The following is a 21,980-nucleotide window of genomic DNA, read 5'->3' on the forward strand; positions in this document are numbered from 1 at the left end:
CGGTCCCGGGGAGCCGTCTTCCGTCCGGAGCGACCGACGTCCGTCCGTCCGATCGGAGGTGTGCCGCAGTGATCACCGAGCTTGCCGTGGAACGTGTCGAGTTCACCTGCGGGTCGTGCTGGCACCGCTGGAGCGCCGACTACGACGTCCAGCGCCACCTCGACGGCCACGGGGACGAATGGGAGTACTTCTCCCGGGACAACGCCGCCGTGCCGTCCCCGTACACCCTCGAAGGGGCACCCCCGTGCCCGTACTGCGGGCGGCGCTGGGTCGGCCGGCTCGTGGCGCGGCGGCCCGTCCCCCTCTCCGGGGCCCCCGACGCGCCCCGCAGCCGGGTGCCGGCGGAGGGCACCCATCGCCCCGAGCGGCACGCGGCGCCGCTGCTGGAGTCCGCCGGTCACCCCCAGCCGGCCCCCGGCGCCCCGGAGCCGAGCGGCTGACGCGTCCGGCGGCCGTCCGGCCGCCGGGGACCGTCCGCCGTGTCCCGGAGCGGTGACGCGGCGGACGGGACGCGGCGGACGGTTCGTCCCGGCCCCCGCAGGCCCCTGACGGGACCGGCCGGTCCCCGCGGACCACCGGTGGGACCGGTCGGCTCCCGCGGACCACCGGCGGGACCGGCCGGGCGGCGGCCGCCGGCGGGGCTCGCCGGGCCCTACAGGGCCAGCCAGGCCGTCGTGTCCGGGCCCAGCCGTCCGTCCTCCAGGGGCGCGCTGGTCAGCAGCACCTCCCCCGCGGGCAGCGGCACCGGTTCGCCGGACAGGTTGGCGACGCAGCGCCAGCGGCCGGAGCGGTCGAACCGGAGCACGCCCGGGGGCACGTCGTCGGACCAGGTCAGCGTCTCGCCGTCGAGCAGTTTGCGGCGCAGCCGCAGGGCGGTGCGGTACAGCTCCAGGGTGGAGCCCGCCACCCCGTCCTGGGCCTCGACGGCGTACGCGGCGAAGCCGGGGGGCTGCGGCAGCCAGGAGCCGCCCGGTCCGAAGCCGTACGACGGCCCGGTCGTCGTCCACGGCAGCGGCACCCGGCAGCCGTCGCGGCCCTTGCGGACGTGCCCGGTCTGCTCCCAGATCGGGTCCTGGAGCACCTCGGCGGGCAGGTCGGCCACCTCGGGCAGGCCGAGCTCCTCGCCCTGGTAGAGGTAGGCCGAGCCGGGCAGGGCCAGCATCAGCAGGGTCGCGGCGCGGGCCCGGCGCAGGCCGGCCGCCTCGTCGACCGCCGGGACGCGGCCGCCGGACAGCAGCCAGGCGTCGGCGTCCGTGCCCGGCGGCAGCATCAGGCGGGAGGTGTGGCGGACGACGTCGTGGTTGGACAGCACCCAGGTCGCCGACGCCCCGGCGGCCGCCGCGTCGGCGAGCGACCCGGTGATGAGGCGACGCAGTTCGTCCGCGTCCCAGCCCGCTTGCAGGTACTCGAAGTTGAACGCCTGCCCCAGTTCGTCGGGGCGGGCGTACAGCGCGCGGCGGGCACCCGGCACCCACGCCTCGGCGACGGCCGTGCGGGGCGGGGTGTAGGCGTCGAGGATCTTCCGCCAGTCGCGGTAGATCTCGTGGACCTCGTCGCGGTCGTAGAAGGGGTGGGTGCCCGGCTCGAACCCGGTCAGCGCCTCCTCGCCGCCCGTCCCGTGGGCGCCCAGGTCGCGCAGCGGTTCGCTCAGGTCCTTGGCGAGGGCGTGGGCGACGTCGACGCGGAAGCCGTCGACACCGCGGTCGGCCCAGAACCTCAGGGTGGTGCGGAAGTCGGCGCGGACCTGCTCGTTCCCCCAGTTCAGGTCGGGCTGCTCGGGGGCGAACAGGTGCAGGTACCACTGCCCGTCGGGCACCCGCCGCCAGGCGCTGCCGCCGAAGACGGACTGCCAGTCGGTGGGCGGGAGTTCGCCGCGCGCGCCGCGGCCGTCCCGGAAGACGTACCGGTCGCGGGCGGCGGAGCCCGGCCCGGCGCTCAGGGCCTCCCGGAACCACGCGTGGCGGTGCGAGGTGTGGTTGGGGACGAGGTCGACGATCACCTTCAGGCCGAGGCGGTGGGCCTCGGCCGCCAGGGCGTCGAAGTCGTCCAGGGTGCCCAGGCGCGGGTCGACGTCCCGGTGGTCCTCGACGTCGTAGCCGCCGTCGGCGAGTTCGGAGGGGTAGAAGGGGCTGAGCCAGAGGGCGTCGACGCCGAGGGCGGCCAGGTGGGACAGGCGCCGGGTGATGCCGCGGAGGTCACCGAGCCCGTCGCCGTCGGCGTCGGCGAAACTGCGCGGGTAGATCTGGTAGACGACGGCCTGCCGCCACCAGTGGGGGTCCTTGGACGACAGGTCGGGCGTGGGGGTGCGGACGGTCACGCGGCCTCCTCTGCGGTGCGTGCGGGCGACAGCATGAAATCTGTCCAGAAGACCGGAAAAGTGAACACGCGCACCGATCGGAACGGATCGGTCCCAAAGCGACGGAACCGCGCGGATCATGCACGGTTCTCGGCATCGCCGCAGGCGGCCCGGGGTGACCGCGTCACACGCCACGGAGCTGGACGCGGCTCGTGGGGCCGGCGGGGCCGGCGATTCCCCGGACGCCCACCCCCGGTACGGCCGGTCCGCGCGTCCCCCACCGTCCGCCGCCCCCGCCCCTGGCGCTGCCCGCCTCGCAGGAGGATCCGCCCGTCCATGGCGGGACGCGTCACCACGCGCCGTCGCGGGACCGGGCGCCCGCGGCACCTCCTCGCGGCCCTACGCGGGTTCCCACAGCTCCCCGCCCCGGTCCCGCGCCCGTTCCGCGACCCGCCGCAGCAGTTCCGCGCCGGCCACCCCTCCCGGCCGCCGCCCGTCCCGCAGCCGTACGGCCACCAGGTCGCCGGCGGCCTCCCGCTCCCCGATCACCGCCTGGTACGGCACCAGCCGCGCCGCCCGGACGCGGGCGCCCAGGGTGCCCCGCCCGGGCCCGGCGACCTCGGCCCGCAGTCCCAGGGCGAGGGCCTCGCGCACCAGCTCGTACGCCCGTCCCTCCTGCGCCTCGCCGACCGGCAGCACCACCAGCTGCACGGGCGCCAGCCACACCGGGAAGGCGCCGCCGTGCACCTCGATCAGGTGCGCGACCGCCCGCTCCACGCTGCCGACGACGCTGCGGTGCACCATGACCGGCCGGCGCCGGCGTCCGCCGGCATCGGTGTACCGCAGGCCGAAGCGCGCGGGCTGGTGGAAGTCGACCTGGATGGTGGACAGGGTGGTCTCGCGTCCGGCGGCGTCCGCGATCTGCACGTCGATCTTGGGTCCGTAGAAGGCGGCCTCCCCCTCGGCGGCCTCGTACGGCAGCCCGTCCGCTTCCTCCAGCGCCTCCTCCAGCAGGGCGGTGGCCCGCCGCCACAGCTCCGGATCGGCGACGTACTTGCCACCGGGCCCCGGCAGGGAGAGCCGGTAGCGGGCGGCTCGGATGCCGAGGTCGGCGTAGGCGCGGCGGATCAGGCCGAGCGCCGCCCGGACCTCGCCGGCCGCCTGCTCGGCGGTGCAGAAGATGTGAGCGTCGTTGAGGTGAATGGCCCGCACCCGGGTCAGACCGCCGAGCACACCGGAGGGCTCGGAGCGGTACATGGCGCCCAACTCGGCGATTCGCAGGGGAAGTTCGCGGTGGCTGCGAGCACGGGAGCGGTAGACGAGGGCGTGGTGGGGGCACAGGCCGGGGCGCAGGACGACCTCCTCGGCACCGAGTCTCATCGGCGGGAACATGTCGTCGCGGTACAGGTCCCAGTGCCCGGAGATCTCGTACAGTTCGCGCTTGCCGAGGACCGGCGAGTACACGTGCCGGTACCCGGCGCGCAGCTCCGCCTCGCGGACGTACTCCTCCAGGGCGTGGCGGACGACGGCGCCGTCGGGCAGCCAGTACGGCAGCCCCGCGCCCATCAGGGGGTCGGTGTCGAACAGGCCGAGGTCGCGGCCGAGGCGTCGGTGGTCGTGCATGGTGAGCTCCTCACAAGCCGGGTACGGGGAGGGCGAGCACCACGCGACGAAGCCCCGGGGCGCTCACCCCGGGGCTTCGGATGTCGAAGGATCAGCCGTCAGCGCGCCGGGACACTCTCCGGCGTCGTCGTCGGGAACGGGCGAACGGGCGCGACGGGCTGCATGGGACGACGGTAGCGCCGGGGCGGCGGGAGCGCGACGGATTTCCCGGGGCACCGGAGGACCGGCCCGGACGGGCGGCCGGGCTTCCCAGGCGCCCTCCGGACCGTGCGGGCCCGCCGTCCTGCCGGCTTCGCCGGTCCTACCGGTCCCGCTCGAAGCGCTCCCGGTGCGTCACCACGTCCCGGGCCACGTCGTGGGCGGTGCGGCCGTGGGCGAAGGCGTGGGCCCGCAGGCGGGCCAGGGCCTCGTCGGCGCCCACGCCGAGCTGGGCCATGATCATGCCGACGGCCCGGTAGACCTCGTCGTGCCCGGCGGCCAGGCCGCTCAGCCAGGGCTCGCCGCCCTGGACGTCGTACTCCTCGCCGTGCGGCAGCGCCATCAGGGCCACCGTCATGACGGCGGCCACCAGGCGCGCGGTGTGCAGCTGGGGGCCGGTGAGGGTGCCGGGGGTGTCGCGGTAGAGGTCGAGGGTGCCCACGCACACCGAGTCGTTGCCGAGCGGCAGCGCGTACACCGCCCGCACGCCGACGGCCGTCGCGTACTGGGCGTAGACCGGCCAGCGGCGGGCGTCGGGACCCGTCGTCAGGTCGCGGGCGAGCACGGGGCCGCCGGTCTCGGCCGCCTGGAGGCAGGGCCCCTCCCCCAGCGTCGCCTGGACGTCCGACAGGTAGGCGGCCAGGTCGCTGCTGGCGCACAGCTGGACGGGGACACCGTCGCCGCGCAGGGACGCGCTCGCCCCGGTCACCGGCAGCAGCCTCACCGCCACCTCGCACAGGCGCCCCGGGATCTCACCGGGTCCGGCGCCGCCCATGCCCTCGGCGATCGCCTCGGCGGCGAGGGTCCGTTCCGCCGGGTCCGGGTACCGTTCGGTGCCGTCTGCGGGCGGCCGGGGACCGTCGCCGCCCGGCTCACCGTGACGGTCGTCGTCCCTGGGACGCACGCCTACCGCCTCCTTCGGTCATCGCGGCCGGCAACGTCGACGGCTCCGGGGCAGGACGGACCGCCGACGGCCGCGCCTGCCCGGAGACGAGCCCCGACTACCCGTGGCCGCAGGGGCGAAACCCGCCCCCCTCCCCCGTCGCCTTGCCCGCCCGGTGCCACCGGCCCTAAGTTCAACGGTGAACCATGTGTGTCCGGCCCAGTACCGTGCCGGACACCGCCTCCCACCCGCCCGACCCCGTGACACCTCTCACCACCCCCCACCCCCTGCCGTTCGCCGCCGCCCGCCGCCGACCGGCACTTGACCGTTGCTGTGAGGTCGCCGTGCTCGTCCGCACCCGTTCCGCCGACCGGTACGTCAGAGGCCTGGCCGCCGCCGTCGTCGCCGTGGCCGTCCTGGGCCTGGCGGCCAGCACGGGCCCCGTTCCGGTGCCGGACCCCGGCCCCGGCCCGCGCACCGCGCACACGCCCGGCACCTCCGTGGCCGACGGCGCGCCCAAGCGGCCGTAGCGGGCCCGCGCCCGCGGCCGGGACGCCCGCGGCGGCCGCCGGGGAGGCGGGGCGGCGGGGACGCCGCCGGCCGCCGCTCCGGCGCGGCGCGGGTCAGGGCTGGGTCTGCAGCCGGCTCAGCTGCTGCCGCACGTGGTCCAGCGCGCCCTCCCGGCGGCCGGGCACCCGGCCCCGCAGCTCCGCCAGCGCGGTGCCGAGCTCCCGGGCGCGGGACGCGTCGCGGATCTGCGCCCACTGGTGGTGGGCCCGGTCGGCGGCGGCCTCGACGGCGGGCGCGTCGGCCGCCTGACCGGCGTTGAGCCGGGTGGTGGCCACCACCAGCCAGGTACGGCAGCTGCGCACCGGGTCCCCGGCGAACATCGCCAGATCGGCGCGGACCTCGGCCCAGTGCAGCGCCTCCTCCGACGCCGCGCCGTGCGCCTGCCGGGCGGCGCGCTCGTGGTGCGCGGCGAGCGCGTCGGCGTCGGCGTGCCGGCCCGCCTGGACGGCGGCGGTGATGGCGGCGTGCGGGTCGCCCGGCATCGGTCCGGGCGCGGTCAGCACCAGGCCGGGCGAGGGGTCCTCGGCGGCGGTGCGGGCCAGCGCGTGCTGGTGCAACTGGTCCAGCGGGGGCCGGTACCCGCTGCGCAGGATCGTCGCCACGCTCCGCATGTACGTCGGCACGGCCACCCCGCGCCGGGCCGGCGGTGGCGCGACGCGCCCGTAGACGGCGTTGCCGCGGCCCGAGTCGAGGGGGTGGGCGCCGAGCCACTCCCAGGCCTCCCGGTCCGCGTGCAGGTCCAGCAGCAGCGTCGTCGCGCCCGCCGGGCGCAGCCGCAGCTCCTCGCGTATCCAGTGCCAGGGCAGGGCGGTGTAGCGGACGGTGGACGGGGTGGTGCGGGCCAGCGCGAGGTGGGGCAGGTGCTGGCGGCGGTCCAGCTGGAGTTGCCCGGCGAGATAGACGGTGAGCGGGCCGGGGGCCGCCGCGGCCGCGCGCAGCCTGGTGAGCACCGCCTGCGGTTCCAGGGGGTCGGCGAGCTCGACGACGGTCGCGGCCTCCGTGCCGGACAGCACGGAGGGCGGCACGGCGGCGAGGACGGGCAGCACGGAGGCGGCGTCCACCAGGCGTCCCCTGCCCACGGGTGAGGCCGCTAGCAGCAGCACGGTTCCGGGCATGTCCTCCCCCTGTCGGTCACGTGGCGATCACGTACGGCAGCACGGTAACCGGTGCGGCTGCGAAGAGGGGGGGCGAGCGGTGGACGCTCACCCCTGCCGGGGGCGGCGGGAACGCCGCGCCGGAGCCCGTCGCGCCGCCGCCGGGGCGGGCGCCGCCCGCGGACGCCCCCTCATCACGCCGACTTGCCGCCCGTTCTCCCCCGGTGTGCGCTGGAAGGCGGGGGCGAGAGAGAGGAGTGTCCCCATGGCGCATACGGCACCCGCCTCCGGCGGGAGGAGCGGACGCGGCGACGCACCCGGGCGGGCGCCCGGACGGGCGCCCGACGTCTTCGGCGAAGGCGTCCACACCGCCGCGAAGTGGGCGGTGCCCGTCGTGCTCGGGCTGATCTACGGTTGCTGGGTCGCGACCAACCGCCGCTTCGGCGGCCCCGTCACCGCCTGGAACCTGTTGTTCGGCCTCCTGTCCGCGCTGGCGTTCATGGCGCTGTACACCGCCGCCCGCGTGGTGGCCCAGCGGCGGAACCCCGAGGCGCGCGCCGTGACCTGGGGCGCGTTCGCCGGGATCGCGGTGGGTTTCCTGTACAGCCAGTCCGTCACGGCGACCGTGCTGGGGTCCGCCGGCACGGGGTTGGCGGTCGGCGTGGGCCTCTCCCTCGCGTTGTTCTACCGCTACCACACGCGGGAGGTCACGAAGCGGCATCCCGCCGCCTGACGGGTAGGGACGGGTCCGGCCGTCCGGCCGGGTCCGCCCCCGTACCGCCCGTCCGTCCGTCCCCCGTCCGGCGGACGGGTACGCCCGTCCGCCGTACCGCCGCTCGCGCGGCCCGCCCCGCCGGGGCTTGCCTGGGAGGGTGTCCCCCCGTCCGCGGAACCTCCTGTCGGCCGTCCTGATCGTCCTCGCCGCCCTGCTCGTGCCGTGCGGCACGCTGGCGGCCTGGGTGGCGTACGACCTCGCCGACACCGGCCGCTACACCGCCGCGATGGCTCCGCTGGCCGCCGACCCGGACGTACGGGAGGCGGTCGCCGACGCGCTGGAGGACGGGATCGTCCGGGAGGCCGGTGCCGGTGCGCTGCGCGGCGCCATGGGGCCGTTCGTTCGGGACGCGGCCCGGTCGTTCACCCGGACCGAGGCGTTCCGCGCGGGCTGGGACACGGCCAACCGCACCGTGCACGGCGCCGTGCTGCGCGCCGTGCGCACCGAGGCCGCGGGCGACCGCCCGGTCACCGTGGACCTCGCCGTGGTCACCGCCCGCGTCAGGGACGAACTCGCCAGGGAGCGGATGCCGTTCGCCCACCGCATCCCGGTCCGGCACGCCGAGGTCACCGTGCTGCCGACCGCGGAGACCGACCGGCTGAGGAGGGGGCTGCGCGTGCTCGACGTCGCGGCCCGCTGGCTGCCCTGCGCGGCCGTCGTCTTCGCCGTCGCCGGCATCGTCACCGCCACCTGCCGCCGCCGCGCGGTCACCGCCACCGGCCTGGGCACCGCCCTCGGCGGCGCGCTGCTCGTCCTCGCCGTCGCGGCCGGACGCCGCCTCACCCTCGCCGGCCTGTCCGGCCCGTCCCACCGCCCCGCGGCGGCCGCCGTGTACGACGCCCTCACCGCCACCCTGCGCACGGCCTCCTGGCTCCTGGCCGTCCTCGGTCTGGCCGTGGCCCTGGCCTCCTGGCTGACCGGCCGCCTCCCGCGGCGCCGCGGTGTCCCGGCCGCCGGCGGCCCGGTCCCGCCCCCCGGCGCCGGACCGGGGCCCGCTCCGAGCACCCCGGGCACTTCAAGTACTCCGTTGCCGCCGTGAGTTGGTCCCGCCTAGGGTCACCCTCATGGCACCCCTTCCGGCATACGAGGACCACCGCGACGGCGAGGCGACCGGCCCCTCGGCCACCCCGCTCGTCCTCGTCCACGGCCACCCCTTCGACCGCACCATGTGGGCTCCGCAGATCGAGGCCTTCTCGGCCTCCCGCCGGGTCGTCGCCCCCGACCTGCGCGGTTACGGCGCCTCACCGACCGGCCCCGCCCTCACGGACTTCGCCCGGTTCGCCGAGGACGTCGAGGCACTGCTGGACGAACTGGGGGTGACGTCCTGCGTCCTGGCCGGGCTGTCGATGGGCGGCCAGATCGTGATGGAGTGCTACGGCCGCTTCCCCGGCCGCGTCCGGGGACTGGTCCTGGCCGACACCTCCCCGGTGGCCGAGACCCCCGAGGGCAAGCGGGTCCGCAACGCGATGGCGGACCGCCTGCTGCGCGAGGGCATGCGCGGGTACGCCGACGAGGTGCTGGAGAAGATGGTCTCCCCGCACGCGGACCCGGCGGTCAAGGCGCACGTCCACCGCATGATGACGGCCACCCGCCCGGAGGGCGCCGCGGCGGCCCTGCGCGCCCGCGCCGAACGCCGCGACTACCGCGAACTGCTCGCCCGCGCCACGGTCCCCTCCCTGGTCGTCGTGGGCGCCGACGACGAGTACACCCCGGTCTCCGGCGCCGAGTCCCTGCACGCGCTGCTGCCCGACTCCACCCTGTGCGTCGTCGAGGGCGCGGCCCACATGCCGAACCTGGAACGGCCGCGGACGTTCAACGCGGCCCTGGAGGAGTTCCTGGCCCGCGTCGACGCGAAGGCCTGAGGGGGGAGCGTGGGGGGCGCGGGAGGCGTGGGCACCGCGGCGGCGGGGGGCATGACGGCCGGGGCCGCTCCGGGCGCGCGGCGGGGGCGGCGGCTCGGGGCGTGGTGCGCCGGACTGCTGTTCGCCGCGGTGAGCGCGGTCGCCGGGTGCCGGGCCGCCGGCACCGACGGCGTCACGCCGGTGCCGCAGCTGCTCGCGTTCCTGCCGTGGCTGCTGGTGCCCACGGGCGCCGGACTGGTGGTGGCGCTGCTCGCCCGCTGGTGGACCGGGACGGTGTGGGGGGCGGCCCTGCTCGGGCTGCTGGCGTGGTTCACCGGGCCGTACGGCACGGCCGCCGGCGCCCCCGCCGGCCCCGCCGTGGCCGACCTGCGGGTGCTGACCTCGAACGTCGAGTTCGGGCAGGGCACCGGCGCGCTGATCGAGGCGGTGCGCCGCGAGAAGCCGGACCTCGTCTTCGTCCAGGAGTGCGAGTACACGTGCGGCGCGGCGCTGCGCCGCGGCCTCGCGGCGGACTACCCCCACCGCCGGGCCGTCGAGGGCGGCGGCTCCGAGGGCAGCGTCATCCTCGGCCGCTTCCCGCTGCGGGCCGCCGCCGGCGTGCCCGCCACGATGGGCATGCCGGGCGCCGTCGCCGACGTGCGCGGGCACCCCGTACGGCTCCAGCTCGCCCACCCGATGCCCCCGCTGCCCGGCCAGGTCGGCCTCTGGCGCGAGGAGCTGGACGCGGTGCGCGCCGCCGCCGCCGCGGACACCGGCACCCCCACCGTCCTCGCCGGCGACTTCAACGCCACCCGGGACCACGCCGCCTTCCGCCGCGTCCTCGACACCGGGCTGCGCGACGCCGCCCGACTGGCCGGCGCCGGCCGGACGCCCACCTGGCCGTCCCGGGCCGCCCCGGCGTTCGGCGTCCAGATCGACCACGTGCTGGTGTCGGAGGACTTCGCCGTCCGCGGTGTCCGCTTCCTCGGCATCGCGGGCTCCGACCACCGCGCGGTGTCCGTGGACCTCACCCTGCACGGGCGGGACTGACCGGGCCGTACGACGACGGCGGCGCGCCGCCCCGGGCGGGTGGGCCCGGGAGCGGCGCGCCGCGGTGGGGACGGGGGCGGTCCGCCGGGATCAGACGCCGATGTCGCCGCCGTCGGCGCGCCACACGGCCACGACCGCCGGGCGGACGATCTTCCCGGGCCCGTCGGGCCAGGTGCTGGCGGGGTTCTCCACCGAGGCGCCGTCGACCTCGCCCGGGTGCTGCACGGAGACCAGGACCCGCCGGTCCTGGATGACCGGACCGCAGGTCTCCGCGCCCGTCGGCACGGTCAGGAACTGCTTGAGCTCACCGCGCCGGTCGCCCTTCGTCGCGACGCCGAAGAGGCCGTCGTGGTTGCCGAGGGCGTTGCCGTCGGTGGACAGCCACAGGTTGCCGTGGGGGTCGAAGGCGACGTTGTCCGGGCAGGAGATCGGGCTGACGGCCTCCTTGGGGAAGCCGGCGAAGTACGTCGCCGGGTCCTGCGGGTCGCCGGCGACCAGGAACAGCGACCAGGCGAACGTCGTGCTCTCCGGCCGGTTCCGGTGCTCGGTCAGCTCCAGGACGTGCCCGTGCTTGTTGCTGTTGCGCGGGTTGGCCTCGTCGGCTCCCGCGTAACCGGTCTTGCCGCGGTTGGAGTTGTTGGTGAGGGCGACGTAGACCTTGCCGGTGACCGGGGAGGGCTCGATGTCCTCCGGGCGGTCCATCTTCGTCGCGCCGACCTTGTCGCCGGCCAGGCGCGTGAAGACGCACACCTCCTCGGCGGTCATGCCCGGCACGTGCGAGACGGCGCCGTCGGCGGTGGCGGTCACCAGCGGGATCCACTGCCCGCCGCCGTCGAACTCGCCGTCGGCCGGCAGCTTGCCGGTGCCGTCGATCTCGATGGCCGGGGAGTCGCCGGTGAGCTTGGCGACGTACAGCGTCCCCTCGTCCAGCAGCGACAGGTTGTGCTCGCGGACGGCCCGGGACGTGCCCTTCTTCATCCGCTTGCTGCTCACGAACTTGTAGAAGTAGTCGAACCGCTCGTCGTCGCCGGAGTAGACGACCGGGCGGCCGTCATGGGTGAGGCGCACGGTCGCGGCCTCGTGCTTGAAGCGGCCGAGGGCGGTGTGCTTGCGCGGCGTGGAGTGCGGGTCGTACGGGTCGAACTCGACGACGTACCCGAAGCGGTGCACCTCGTTCGGCTCCCGCGCCACGTCGAACCGCTTGTCGAACCGCTCCCACTTGCGCTCGGTGGCGCCGGTGCCGACCCCGTACCGCTTGTCGGTCGCCCGGTTGCCGTTGGCGAAGTACTGGTTGAAGTTCTCCTCGCCGTGCAGCGTCGTGCCCCACGGGGTGGTGCCGCCGGAGCAGTTGTTGAGGGTGCCGAGCACCTTGGTGCCGGAGCGGTCGGCGGAGGTCTTCACCAGGTCGGACCCGGCGGCGGGCCCGGTCAGCCGGAACTCGGTGGTGGCGGTGACCCGCCGGTTGAGGTGGTGCCGGGTGACGGGCGTCAGCTTCCCGGTCCTGCGGTCCTCCTCCACGACCACGGCCGACAGCCCGTGCGCGGCCCAGGCGATCTCCACCTGCTCGCGGGTCGGGTTCTCGGGGTCGTACCCGCGGAACATGAGCACCTCGTCGGTGTACTCGTGGTTGGCGACGAGGAGCTGCCGGCCGCGCTCGCCGGGCAGCGGCAGCAGCGCGAGGAAGTCGTTGTTGTAGCCGAACTGCCCGGCCTGCGCCTTCGCGGTCTGCTTCTCCGGGTCGAAGGCGGGCGCCCCGCGCAGGATGGGCTCGCCCCAGCGGATGACCACGTTCTGGCGGTAGCCCTCCGGCACGACCACGGCGTCCCGCGTGTTCGGCGCCACCGGCGTGAACCGCAGCCCGCGCGCGCCCTTCTGCTTCCCGCGCGCCGCGGTCTGCGCCGCCGGAGCGGCCTGCGCCTCGGGCGCCCCCGCGACGGTGACCGCCCCGGCGCCGGCCGCGGCGACGGTGACGACGGCGGCGGCCCGCATCACCGAACGGCGGCTGAGCGCACCGGCGATGACGTCACCGACGTACTCGTTGGAGCTGGTGTTGGGCACCTCGTGGAAGCAGGCGTCACCACACCGGAAACGACAGGTCATGGCGGACCGTCCACCGGGATGCGACCCGGCCGGCGTTCCGATCAGCGGCAGCAGCTTGCGCACGGTTGTTCTCCCTGGATGGCCTAGGTGCCCTTGATGCCAGCGACCGTAAAGGCACGTACGTGCGAGAAACGGGCGCCAAGGTGAACAACGAGTGAAGTCACGGCATCGGACGGGAAGGCCGGGTCCCGACTTGACGTGACCACTCTTCCGTGCCAGATCCTGCCCAGGGCCGCGATCCGGGGCCGCTAACCTTACGTGTCCGTCCTGGCCAGGGATCGACGGGCTCCACCTCATGCGAAGGGTTGCGCACATGGGCTTTCTCACTCTCCTGCGGAACACGTTCGGCCGGTCACGCAAAGCGAAGACCGCCCCGGCGGAGGGTGCGGTGCCGCAGCCGACCACGGAGCCCGCTCCCGAACCGGCTCCGGAGGCCGTCCCCGATCCGGCCACGGAGCCGGCCCCCGCGCCGACCGCGGAGTCGGTCCCCGCACCGGCCGCGGAGTCGGTCCCCGCACCGGCCGCGGAGCCGATCCCCGCGCCCGCCGCGGAGAAGGCGCCCTCCGAACACGCCGCCGAGCCCTCCCCCGACCCCCGCCCGGCCGCCCCCGAGGAACACGAACTCGTCGTCGCCGCCTTCGACAAGGTCGCGGTCCCGAGGCCGGCCCGGGCGCCGGAGCAGGAGGAGAGCGAGGGGAGCACCGGATCCGGGACGGAGCCGAAGGAGACGGCACAGGCCCTGGAGTCCGCCACGAGCGGGACGGAGCCGAAGGGGACGGCACAGGCCCCGGAGCCCGCCACGAGCGGGACGGAGTCGGCCCCGGAGCCGCAGACGGTCCCCGAGCCCACGGCTCCGGACCCGGTCCCGGCCTCCGAACCCGCGGCCCCGACCCCGGACTCGGCCACGCCCGAGACCGAACCGGCCCCCGAGCAGCAGCCGGCCCCCGAACCCACGACCCCGGCCACGCCCGAAACCGAACCGACCCCCGAGCAGCAGCCGACCCCCGAGCCCACGACCCCGGCCACGGACCCGGCCCCCGCAGCCACCGCCCCCACGCCCTCCGCCCCCGCAGCCACCCACGGCGAGAGGGCCCCCCGGGAGTCCCCCGCGCCCGGGGACGAGAGCCGCACGGAAGGTACGGAAGGTACGGCCGGGAAGGCCTCCCCGGCCGAGAGCGAGGCCGAGAGCGAGGCCGAGAGCGGGGCCGAGGGCGGGGCCGAGGTCAGGAAACCCGCCGTCTCCGCGGCCCGCCTCCGCTCCCGCGCCCCCCACCTCTCGCCCGCCTACAAGGCCGCCGGCGCCGTCCTGCGCAAGCGCGGCCTCACCGGCGCCCGCGCCAAGGTCTACCTCGTCCTCGACCGCTCCGCCTCGATGCGCCCGTACTACAAGGACGGCTCCGCCCAGGCGCTCGCCGAGCAGACCCTCGCCCTCGCCGCGCACCTGGACCCCGAGGCCACGGTCCCCGTCGTGTTCTTCTCCACCGAGCTGGACGGCACCGGCGAGCTCACCCTCACGCGCCACGAGAACAGGATCGACGAGCTGCACGGCGCCCTCGGCCGCATGGGCCGCACCAGCTACCACGCGGCCGTCGCGGAAGTGGTCGCCCGGCACGCCGAGCACGAGAAGGCGGCCCCCGGCACCCCCGCCCTGGTGGTCTTCCAGACGGACGGCGCCCCCGACGCCAAGACCCCCGCCACCCGGGCCCTCGCCGAGGCGGCGGAGTCCCACCCCTCCCTCTTCTTCTCCTTCGTCGCCTTCGGCGACCCGGAGAACAAGGCGTTCGACTACCTCCGCAAGCTGAAGGCGGGCAACGCGTCCCACTTCCTCGCCGGCGAGGCCCCCCGTGAGCTGACCGACAAGGAGATGTACGAGGGCCTCCTCGCCTCCTGGCGCCCCTGACGGCCCCTCCCCCCGTTCCCCGGGGCTCCCCGGGCCGCCCCCTTCCCCTTCACCCCTCCCACCCCTCGAAACGGGAAGCGGGCGGTCCACCCGTGTCGGCTACGATTTCAAGGTTCCACGGACGACCCGAAACCACGAGATCGTCACTACACGTAACGACTTGGGAGCAGCCCGCGATGGCTCGACACCTCATCACCAGCGCCCTTCCGTACATCAACGGGATCAAGCACCTGGGCAACATGGTGGGGTCCATGCTCCCGGCGGACGTGTACGCCCGCTACCTGCGCCAGCGCGGCCACGAGGTCCTCTACATCTGCGCGACGGACGAGCACGGCACCCCGGCGGAGCTGGCGGCCAAGGAGCAGGGCCTCCCCGTGGACGAGTTCTGCGCGCAGGCGCACGACGCCCAGAAGGCGGTCTACGACGGCTTCGCGCTCGCCTTCGACTACTTCGGCCGCAGCTCCTCCCCGCAGAACGTCGAGATCACCCAGCACTTCGCCCGCAAGCTGAACGAGAACGGCTTCATCGAGGAGCGGGCCATCCGGCAGGTCTACAGCCCCGCCGACGGCCGCTTCCTGCCGGACCGCTACGTCGAGGGCACCTGCCCCCACTGCGGCTACGACAAGGCCCGCGGCGACCAGTGCGAGAACTGCACCCGCGTCCTCGACCCCACGGACCTGCTGAACCCGCGCTCGGCGATCTCCGGCAGCACCGACCTCGAGGTGCGCGAGACCAAGCACCTCTTCCTCCTCCAGTCCAAGCTCCAGCACGAGGTCGAGGCCTGGGTCGCCCGCCACGAGGACGACTGGCCGCAGCTGGCCTCCTCCATCGCCCGCAAGTGGCTGAACGAGGGCCTGCACGACCGCGCCATCACCCGCGACCTGGACTGGGGCGTCCCGGTCCCGGCCGACACCTGGCCGGAGCTGGCCGCCGAGGGCAAGGTCTTCTACGTCTGGTTCGACGCGCCGATCGAGTACATCGGCGCGACGAAGGAGTGGGCGGACCAGGACCCGGAGAACCGGGACTGGAAGTCCTGGTGGTACGAGGCCGACTCCGGTGACGACCCCGTCCGCTACACCGAGTTCATGGCCAAGGACAACGTCCCCTTCCACACCGTGATGTTCCCGGCCACCGAGCTGGGCGTGCGCGAGCCGTGGAAGAAGGTCGACTACGTCAAGGCCTTCAACTGGCTGACGTACTACGGCGGCAAGTTCTCCACGAGCCAGAAGCGCGGCGTCTTCACCGACCAGGCCCTGGAGATCCTCCCGGCGGACTACTGGCGCTACTTCCTCATCGCCAACGCCCCCGAGTCGGACGACTCGTCGTTCACCTGGGAGCACTTCACCGCCACGGTCAACAAGGACCTCGCCGACACCCTCGGCAACTTCGTCAACCGGGTCCTGTCCTTCTCCAAGAAGCGCTTCGGCGAGGAGGTCCCCGCGGGCGGCGAGCCCGGCGAGGCGGAGGCCCGCCTCGGCGAGGAGATCGCCCGCCTGCTCGCCGAGTACGAGCAGCAGATGGAGGCCCTCCAGTTCCGCAAGGCCGCCGCGGCGCTGCGCGCCCTGTGGTCCGCGGGCAACTCCTACCTGGAGGAGAAGGCCCCCTGGCTGGAGATCAAGACCAACAAGGACGGCGCCGCGCTGACCCTGCGGACCGCGATGAACCTCATCCACCTGTACGCGGTGGTCTCCGAGCCGTTCATCCCGGCCACCTCGGCCGCCATGCGCGCCGCCTTCGCCCTCGCCGACGACACGGCCACCTGGGTCACCGAGGACGAGGCGAAGGCCCTGGCCTCCGTCCCGGCCGGCACCCCCTTCACGGTCCCGCCGGTCCTCTTCGCCAAGCTGACCGACGACGACCTCGCGGAGTACAAGGAGCGCTTCGGCGGCGAGCCGCAGTAAGCCCCGCTGACGGCACCCGTGGGCCCGGTGACACCGCCCGGTGTCACCGGGCCCACGTCTGTGGCACGCCTGTTACCGCCGGACCTGGACGAACCGCCCCCAAGACGAAGATCATGGAAGTCACGGCGCAAGGGCTTCGCCATCGGGGGCGGCCCAGGAGTGGGGGAAACCAGCCATGGCACTGTTCGGCAACGCACACAGCATCGACCCGTCCCAGGCCCAGCAGGACTACGCCCGCCTGCTCGGCCCCGGCGAGCAGGTCCACGCCGCCTGCCTGCTGATCCGCGACACCATCCTGTTCACCGACCGCCGCATGATCCTGGTCGACAAGCAGGGCATCACCGGCAAGAAGACGGAGTACCACTCCGTTCCGTACCGCAGCATCACCCACTTCTCCGTGGAGACCGCCGGCACCTTCGACCTCGACGCCGAACTGAAGATCTGGATCTCCGGCAACCCGACCCCGATCCAGAAGACCTTCACCAAGGGCGTCGACATCTACGAGATCCAGGCGATCCTGACCCAGTTCGTCGCGAGGTAGCCCGCCCCGGCCCCCGGGCACGGGGCCGACGCCCGGAGGCCGGCCGACGCCGTACGACAACACCCCGCGCCCGGTGACGACCAGGCGCGGGGCACGTCAGTCGAAGGTGGTCAGCTCCCGGACGCGTACGCCACGAAGTCCGCCCAGGTCTCCGGCGCGAGGGCGAGGCGGGGGCCGGCGTCCCGGTACTTGGAGTCGCGGACGTGGATGGTGCCGGAGGTGGTGGCGACCTCCACGCAGGAGTCGCCTTCGTTGCCGTCGCTATAGCTGCTCTTGAACCACGCCAGTTCGGAGGCGTCCCCGGCGGAGGCCTTGCGGATCATGTCTCTCCCAGCAGTTGTTCGATGAAGGCCAGTGACTCCCCCGGCGGGAGGGCCTGCGCCCGGATGACGCCATACCGCAGCTCAAGGATGCGGAGCTGCCTCGGGTCGGAGATCGGCCGCCCGTTGAACGCGCCATCGGAGCGCCCCACGGCCGTGCCGTCCTCGAATTTCAACAACTCGATCTTGCCGTCCAGGCCCGGGTGGGTCTCGCGGTGTGTCGGCATCACCTGGAGGGAGACGTTACGCAATCGCCCCACCTCCAACAGACGTTCGAGCTGCTGCCGCCACACCATTGTGCCCCCGAGCGGTCGCCGGATCGGCGCCTCTTCCAAGACGAAACCGAGTGCGGGGGCAGGGTCCCGATCAAAGATCGACTGCCGAGCCATGCGAGCGGCGACCATCCGCTCGACCTCCTCCTCCGAGTACGGGGGTTGCCGTGACTCGAAAGCTGCCCTGGCGTGCTCAGGCGTCTGCAACAACCCGCTGATGCTGTGGCACACATACACCCCGATCTCGACCGCACGCGCCTCCATCTGCGCCAGGTCCCGCACCTTCTTGGGGTACCGGACCCTCGCCACGTCCTCCTTCATCGCGGCGAGCAGCCCACCCGCCCCCAGCACCTCGTCCGCCCTGTCCAGGAACTCGGGCCGGGGAATCCGCTTCCCGCTCTCGATCTTGTAGACGAGGTCCTCGCCGTACCCCACGGCCTTCCCGAACTCACCGGCCCGCATCCCCACCGACTCGCGCCGCAGCTTCACCTGCCGCCCCACGGTGGCGATCACCGCCACGCCCCACTCGTCGTCCGGGTCCACCTCCCACCCCGGCTCGTCGGCCTCGGTCCTCAGCCGCCGAACCTCGCCGTCCACCGACATGCGCGCCCCTCCGTCGTACCGCCTCGTACCAGCCACGCCCCACCCGCACGCACCGCCCCGACAGGCCCGGACACCACCGGACAACCAGCGGACAGTCACCGTACGCAACCGCGGAGTCACTCTTCACGGTAGGCGCATCCGGCCACGCTGAGTGACGTGAATGAGGAATTCGCCGCAACCGGCAACCCGATCCGCGAGTACAGCGTGCTGCTGTCACCGACACCACGGGGCGCCCGCCTGGCCCGTCTGCTGGCAACGGAGCAACTGCACGCCTGGGGTCTGCCGTCGGACCCGGCGGCGCTGATCGTGGCCGAGCTGGCGAACAACGCGGCGACGCACGGCCGCGTACCGGGCCGGAGTTTCCGGCTGCTGCTCCACGCCGTCGGCGGGACGCTCCGCGTCGAGGTCACGGACACCCGCGGTGACCGGCTCCCGCACCTCCACGACCCAAAGCCGACGGCGGAGAGCGGCCGGGGCATGGCCCTGGTGGCCGCCCTGGCCGACCGCTGGGGGGTGACCCCGGGTCCGCCACCCCGCAAGACGGTATGGGCCGAACTCACCGTCCCGTCGCGGCCATCACCGGAACCCGACCGCCCAGGCCCCGGTCCCACCTGCGTTCCTCCCGCACTGCCCACGGGGGAGAAAACACCTCACCAAGCCCCACCCCTCCCTCCCGCCGGGCAAACTCCCTCCCGCGAGTGAATATGCCCAGGTGGGCTGGGTGCGCGACGGGTTGCCCGCCTTGTGCCCAGCGCGGCACGTCCCCAGACGCGCGACGACCCTCGCCGCCCGGGAGACGGTCCCCGCCGGTCGCCCGGTGACACCGCTCGGTGTCACCGGGTTCGCGGGGTGCCCGCGGCCGTGTGTCCACGGTCCCGCCGCCCGGTCCCGCCAGGCGGCACCGGCCCGATGGCCTGAGGATCCGGCCCGAGCGGTTCCCCGGGAGGGCCGGTGTCAGCCGGCCGGGGCCGAAGCGGTCGCCGGGGTCCCCGGCTGGACGGCGTCCTCGGTGCCGTCGTGCGTGGCGTCGGGGTCGACGCCGACCGTGATGGTCGCGAGGACGCCCTTGGCGATGTCCTTCTTGTTGTACGTCAGCTTGAGCAGGCCACCGGTCGTGCCGCTCTGGTCGTAGATGGTGTCCTCGGTGAGCGTGGTGCGCTCGGTGGTGTTGGTGGAGTACGGCGCGACCTCGGCGGCCGCCAGGACCGCCTCCTCGGCGAAGAAGAACTGACCGGTGTGGCAGGTGTGCCCGCCCTCGTAGCCGCCGTCGGTCCAGGCGCCGTCCACGTGGACCTTGGTGTGGATGTGGACGCAGCGGCCCCGGTACCAGCCCGGGAAGATCGTCTTGAACGTGACGAAGCCGGACCTGTCGGTCTTCCAGGTGCCGCGCAGGTAGCGCTCGTCGTCGGTGGGTTCCTCGTGCCCGCCGCCCCCTCCTGAGGGCGCGCCGCTCGGGGGCGGGCCGGAGGGGGCGCCCGTCGGGGCACCCGTGGGAGCCCCTCCGCCACCGCCCGTGGACATGCTCTCGTAGCCCGAGTAGATGCCGAGCGCGTCGCAGTGCCAGACGTCCACGGCCGCGCCGCTCAGCGGCTTGCAGGTCTCCGCATCGACGACCTTGATGCGGAGGGTCAACGGGATGCCCTCCTTGTCCTCGGTGATGTCCTGGCGGATCTTGTCCGCGTCGATGTAGTAGGGCCCCTCGGTGGTCTCCGAGGTGAGCTTGTAGCAGGCCTCGGCCGCGCCGCTCGCGGACCCGCCGGCACCGCCCGCCTCGTCCGCGAACGCGCCCGCGGCGAACGCCCCGCCCACACCGGCCGCCGCCACGGCGCCCGCACCGAGAGCGATGACCTTACGACGCGTCAGGTCCCGTGCGTGCTTAGGCCCTTGGGCCTCTTCGTGTCGTGTCATGCCCAGGGACGTTAGGTACGGAAGCTGTCAGGAGCATGGGTATCCCCTGTGGTTTGCGGAGAAAGCCGAAGCGACCCACCCGTCTCCCGGCGGCGGGCGGACATGCCGAAGGGGGCGGGAAACGGCTCGTCTCCCGCCCCCTTCAAGGCGTCCCGCCCGTGGTGCCTACTTCGGCTGCGGCTTGCGCACCGACAGGTGCAGCTCCCTCAGCCGGGCCTCGTCCAGCTCCGTCGGCGCGCCCATCATCAGGTCCTGGGCGTTGCCGTTGAGCGGGAAGGCGATCGTCTCGCGGATGTTGGGCTCGTCGGCCAGCAGCATGACGATGCGGTCGACGCCGGGGGCGATGCCGCCGTGCGGCGGGGCGCCGAAGCGGAGGGCGCGCAGCATGCCGGCGAACTCGCGCTCGACGGTCTCGTTGTCGTACCCGGCGATCTCGAAGGCCTTGAGCATGATGTCCGGCTCGTGGTTCCGGATCGCGCCCGAGGACAGCTCGACGCCGTTGCAGACGATGTCGTACTGCCAGGCCAGGACGTCCAGCGGGTCCTGGTTCTCCAGGGCCTCCATGCCGCCCTGCGGCATCGAGAAGGGGTTGTGGGAGAAGTCGATCTTCCCGGTCTCCTCGTCCTTCTCGTACATCGGGAAGTCGACGATCCAGCAGAAGCGGAAGACGTTCTCCTCGAAGTGACCGGCGCGCTTGGCGGCCTCGACCCGCACCGCGCCCATGATCTTGGAGACCTCGTCGAACTCGCCCGCGCCGAAGAAGACCGCGTGGCCGGGGGCCAGGGAGAGGCGCTTGGTGAGCTCGGCGACGTCGTCCTCGGTGAGGAACTTCGCGATCGGGCCGGTGAGCGTGCCGTCCTCGCCGACGCGTACCCAGGCCAGGCCCTTGGCGCCCTGCGAGACGGCGTAGTCGCCGAGCTGGTCGAAGAACTTGCGGGGCTGGGCGGCGACGTCCGGCACCGGCAGGGCGCGCACGTGCTTGCCGGCGAACGCCTTGAACTCCGAGCCCGCGAAGATGTCGGTGATGTCGACGAGTTCCAGCTTGGCGCGCAGGTCCGGCTTGTCGGAGCCGTACTTCAGCATCGCCTCGCGGAACGGGATCCGCGGGAAGGGCGAGGTGACCTCGCGGCCGCCGCCGAACTCGGTGAACAGCTCGGTCATGAGCTTCTCGATCGGCTGGAAGACGTCCTCCTGCTCGACGAAGCTCATCTCGACGTCGAGCTGGTAGAACTCGCCCGGCGAGCGGTCGGCGCGGGCGTCCTCGTCGCGGAAGCAGGGCGCGATCTGGAAGTAGCGGTCGAAGCCGGAGATCATCAGCAGCTGCTTGAACTGCTGCGGCGCCTGCGGGAGGGCGTAGAACCTGCCCGGGTGCAGACGGGAGGGGACGACGAAGTCACGGGCGCCCTCGGGGGAGGTGGCGGTGAGGATCGGCGTGGCCATCTCGTTGAAGCCGAGCGCCGTCATCTTCTGCCGGATGGCACCGATGACCGCCGTGCGCAGCATGATGTTGCGGTGCATGCGCTCGCGGCGCAGGTCCAGGAAGCGGTACTCCAGGCGCCGCTCCTCGTTGACCCCGTCCTCGGTGTTGATGGTGAAGGGGAGCGGGGCGGCGGCGCCCAGCAGCTCGACCTCGCTCACCTCGACCTCGATCTCGCCGGTCGGCAGGTCGGGGTTCACGTTCTCGGTTCCACGTGAAACGACGCGGCCGTCGACACGGACGGTCGACTCCTTGGAGACCTTGTCGAGGGCCTCGTACGCCTCGGTGCCCGGACGCGCGACGAGCTGCGTGATGCCGTAGTGGTCGCGCAGATCGATGAAGAGGATGCCGCCCAGGTCGCGCCGATTGTGCAGCCAGCCACTCAGCCGGACGTCGGTGCCGACGTCAGAGGCGCGGAGCTCGCCGCAGGTGTGGGACCTGTACCGATGCATCGTCGTTCATCCAGTCTTCGCGGATTCGGGAATCTCCGGGACCCGGTGCCCGGACTTTCCCAGGGTACCGGCCGCCCCGCGGTCGGCTCTCCTCCCTTTCGGCTCCCGCGTCCCCGGGCGCGTCCCAGCCGCACGCCGGTACGTCTTCGGTGGCAGCGTGCGAACACCTCTTCTTA

Annotated in this window: 19 protein-coding genes; 10 read left to right on the forward strand and 9 right to left on the reverse strand. The window is 74.0% G+C overall.

What is annotated here, in order from left to right; genetic code table 11:
• Positions 1-68: 68 nt before the first annotated feature.
• Positions 69-440 carry a hypothetical protein gene (locus ACSU6Z_RS14055; RefSeq protein ID WP_437045747.1) on the forward strand — a complete coding sequence of 124 codons (372 nt, stop codon included), beginning with the start codon at positions 69-71 and terminating at the stop codon, positions 438-440.
• 212 nt (positions 441-652) lie between these two features.
• Here ACSU6Z_RS14055 and ACSU6Z_RS14060 read toward each other — a convergent pair whose 3' ends face one another.
• The 3 genes from ACSU6Z_RS14060 to ACSU6Z_RS14070 form a co-directional block, all read right to left on the reverse strand.
• On the reverse strand, positions 653-2,317 hold the full coding sequence (locus ACSU6Z_RS14060; RefSeq protein WP_437045749.1) for a glycoside hydrolase family 13 protein: 1,665 nt from the start codon (positions 2,315-2,317) through the stop codon (positions 653-655).
• Between the two features lie 378 nt (positions 2,318-2,695).
• A complete protein-coding gene (gene thrS / locus ACSU6Z_RS14065) occupies positions 2,696-3,919 on the reverse strand; it encodes a threonine--tRNA ligase (RefSeq protein WP_437045751.1) in 1,224 nt (407 codons plus the stop codon).
• 301 nt (positions 3,920-4,220) lie between these two features.
• Entirely contained in the window at positions 4,221-5,021 is an 801-nt protein-coding gene (locus ACSU6Z_RS14070; RefSeq protein ID WP_437045753.1) for a GAF and ANTAR domain-containing protein, read from the reverse strand.
• Between the two features lie 239 nt (positions 5,022-5,260).
• On the opposite strand from ACSU6Z_RS14070, the gene ACSU6Z_RS14075 reads away from it, so the two are divergent.
• Positions 5,261-5,530 carry a hypothetical protein gene (locus tag ACSU6Z_RS14075; RefSeq protein ID WP_437045754.1) on the forward strand — a complete coding sequence of 90 codons (270 nt, stop codon included), beginning with the start codon at positions 5,261-5,263 and terminating at the stop codon, positions 5,528-5,530.
• Between the two features lie 93 nt (positions 5,531-5,623).
• On the opposite strand, the gene ACSU6Z_RS14080 is transcribed toward ACSU6Z_RS14075, so the two are convergent.
• A complete protein-coding gene (locus ACSU6Z_RS14080; RefSeq protein ID WP_437045756.1) occupies positions 5,624-6,685 on the reverse strand; it encodes a hypothetical protein in 1,062 nt (353 codons plus the stop codon).
• 244 nt (positions 6,686-6,929) lie between these two features.
• On the opposite strand from ACSU6Z_RS14080, the gene ACSU6Z_RS14085 reads away from it, so the two are divergent.
• From ACSU6Z_RS14085 to ACSU6Z_RS14100, 4 genes are all read left to right on the forward strand, one after another.
• Positions 6,930-7,397, forward strand: a complete 468-nt coding sequence (locus ACSU6Z_RS14085; protein WP_437045758.1) for a hypothetical protein — start codon at positions 6,930-6,932, stop codon at positions 7,395-7,397.
• 139 nt (positions 7,398-7,536) lie between these two features.
• Positions 7,537-8,478 (forward strand): hypothetical protein, encoded by a 942-nt coding sequence (locus tag ACSU6Z_RS14090; protein WP_437045759.1) that lies wholly within the window; start codon positions 7,537-7,539, stop codon positions 8,476-8,478.
• Between the two features lie 25 nt (positions 8,479-8,503).
• Complete coding sequence (locus ACSU6Z_RS14095) at positions 8,504-9,301, forward strand: alpha/beta fold hydrolase (protein ID WP_437045761.1); 798 nt, start codon at positions 8,504-8,506, stop codon at positions 9,299-9,301.
• 27 nt (positions 9,302-9,328) lie between these two features.
• On the forward strand, positions 9,329-10,330 hold the full coding sequence (locus tag ACSU6Z_RS14100; RefSeq protein WP_437050303.1) for an endonuclease/exonuclease/phosphatase family protein: 1,002 nt from the start codon (positions 9,329-9,331) through the stop codon (positions 10,328-10,330).
• Positions 10,331-10,420: 90 nt separating this feature from the next.
• Here the strand turns inward: ACSU6Z_RS14100 and ACSU6Z_RS14105 are convergent, their stop codons facing one another.
• On the reverse strand, positions 10,421-12,493 hold the full coding sequence (locus ACSU6Z_RS14105) for a PhoX family protein (RefSeq protein ID WP_437045763.1): 2,073 nt from the start codon (positions 12,491-12,493) through the stop codon (positions 10,421-10,423).
• A 250-nt stretch (positions 12,494-12,743) separates the two neighbouring features.
• Between ACSU6Z_RS14105 and ACSU6Z_RS14110 the strand changes: the two genes are divergently transcribed.
• From ACSU6Z_RS14110 to ACSU6Z_RS14120, 3 genes are all read left to right on the forward strand, one after another.
• A complete protein-coding gene (locus ACSU6Z_RS14110) occupies positions 12,744-14,330 on the forward strand; it encodes a VWA domain-containing protein (protein WP_437045765.1) in 1,587 nt (528 codons plus the stop codon).
• Positions 14,331-14,506: 176 nt separating this feature from the next.
• Complete coding sequence (metG, locus tag ACSU6Z_RS14115; protein ID WP_437045766.1) at positions 14,507-16,231, forward strand: methionine--tRNA ligase; 1,725 nt, start codon at positions 14,507-14,509, stop codon at positions 16,229-16,231.
• Positions 16,232-16,406: 175 nt separating this feature from the next.
• Positions 16,407-16,772, forward strand: coding sequence for a PH domain-containing protein (locus ACSU6Z_RS14120; protein ID WP_437018190.1), 366 nt, complete (start codon positions 16,407-16,409; stop codon positions 16,770-16,772).
• 110 nt (positions 16,773-16,882) lie between these two features.
• Here ACSU6Z_RS14120 and ACSU6Z_RS14125 read toward each other — a convergent pair whose 3' ends face one another.
• Both ACSU6Z_RS14125 and ACSU6Z_RS14130 read right to left on the reverse strand, forming a co-directional pair.
• Positions 16,883-17,095: a DUF397 domain-containing protein gene (locus ACSU6Z_RS14125; protein WP_437045768.1), complete on the reverse strand. Its 213-nt coding sequence runs from the start codon at positions 17,093-17,095 to the stop codon at positions 16,883-16,885.
• Positions 17,092-17,967, reverse strand: a complete 876-nt coding sequence (locus ACSU6Z_RS14130) for a helix-turn-helix domain-containing protein (protein WP_437045770.1) — start codon at positions 17,965-17,967, stop codon at positions 17,092-17,094. The genes ACSU6Z_RS14125 and ACSU6Z_RS14130 overlap by 4 nt, the downstream gene beginning before the upstream one ends.
• Before the next feature lie 156 nt (positions 17,968-18,123).
• Between ACSU6Z_RS14130 and ACSU6Z_RS14135 the strand changes: the two genes are divergently transcribed.
• Positions 18,124-18,669 (forward strand): ATP-binding protein, encoded by a 546-nt coding sequence (locus ACSU6Z_RS14135; protein ID WP_437045771.1) that lies wholly within the window; start codon positions 18,124-18,126, stop codon positions 18,667-18,669.
• Between the two features lie 252 nt (positions 18,670-18,921).
• Here ACSU6Z_RS14135 and ACSU6Z_RS14140 read toward each other — a convergent pair whose 3' ends face one another.
• Entirely contained in the window at positions 18,922-19,875 is a 954-nt protein-coding gene (locus tag ACSU6Z_RS14140; protein WP_437045773.1) for an intradiol ring-cleavage dioxygenase, read from the reverse strand.
• Between the two features lie 165 nt (positions 19,876-20,040).
• The gene (gene aspS / locus ACSU6Z_RS14145; RefSeq protein ID WP_437045774.1) at positions 20,041-21,804 is read right to left on the reverse strand and encodes an aspartate--tRNA ligase; all 1,764 of its coding nucleotides are present in this window, start codon (positions 21,802-21,804) and stop codon (positions 20,041-20,043) included.
• Between the last annotated feature and the right edge of the window lie 176 nt (positions 21,805-21,980).

The organism is Streptomyces sp. enrichment culture, from assembly GCF_964273145.1.
In the GTDB taxonomy this organism is placed as follows: Bacteria; Actinomycetota; Actinomycetes; order Streptomycetales; family Streptomycetaceae; genus Streptomyces.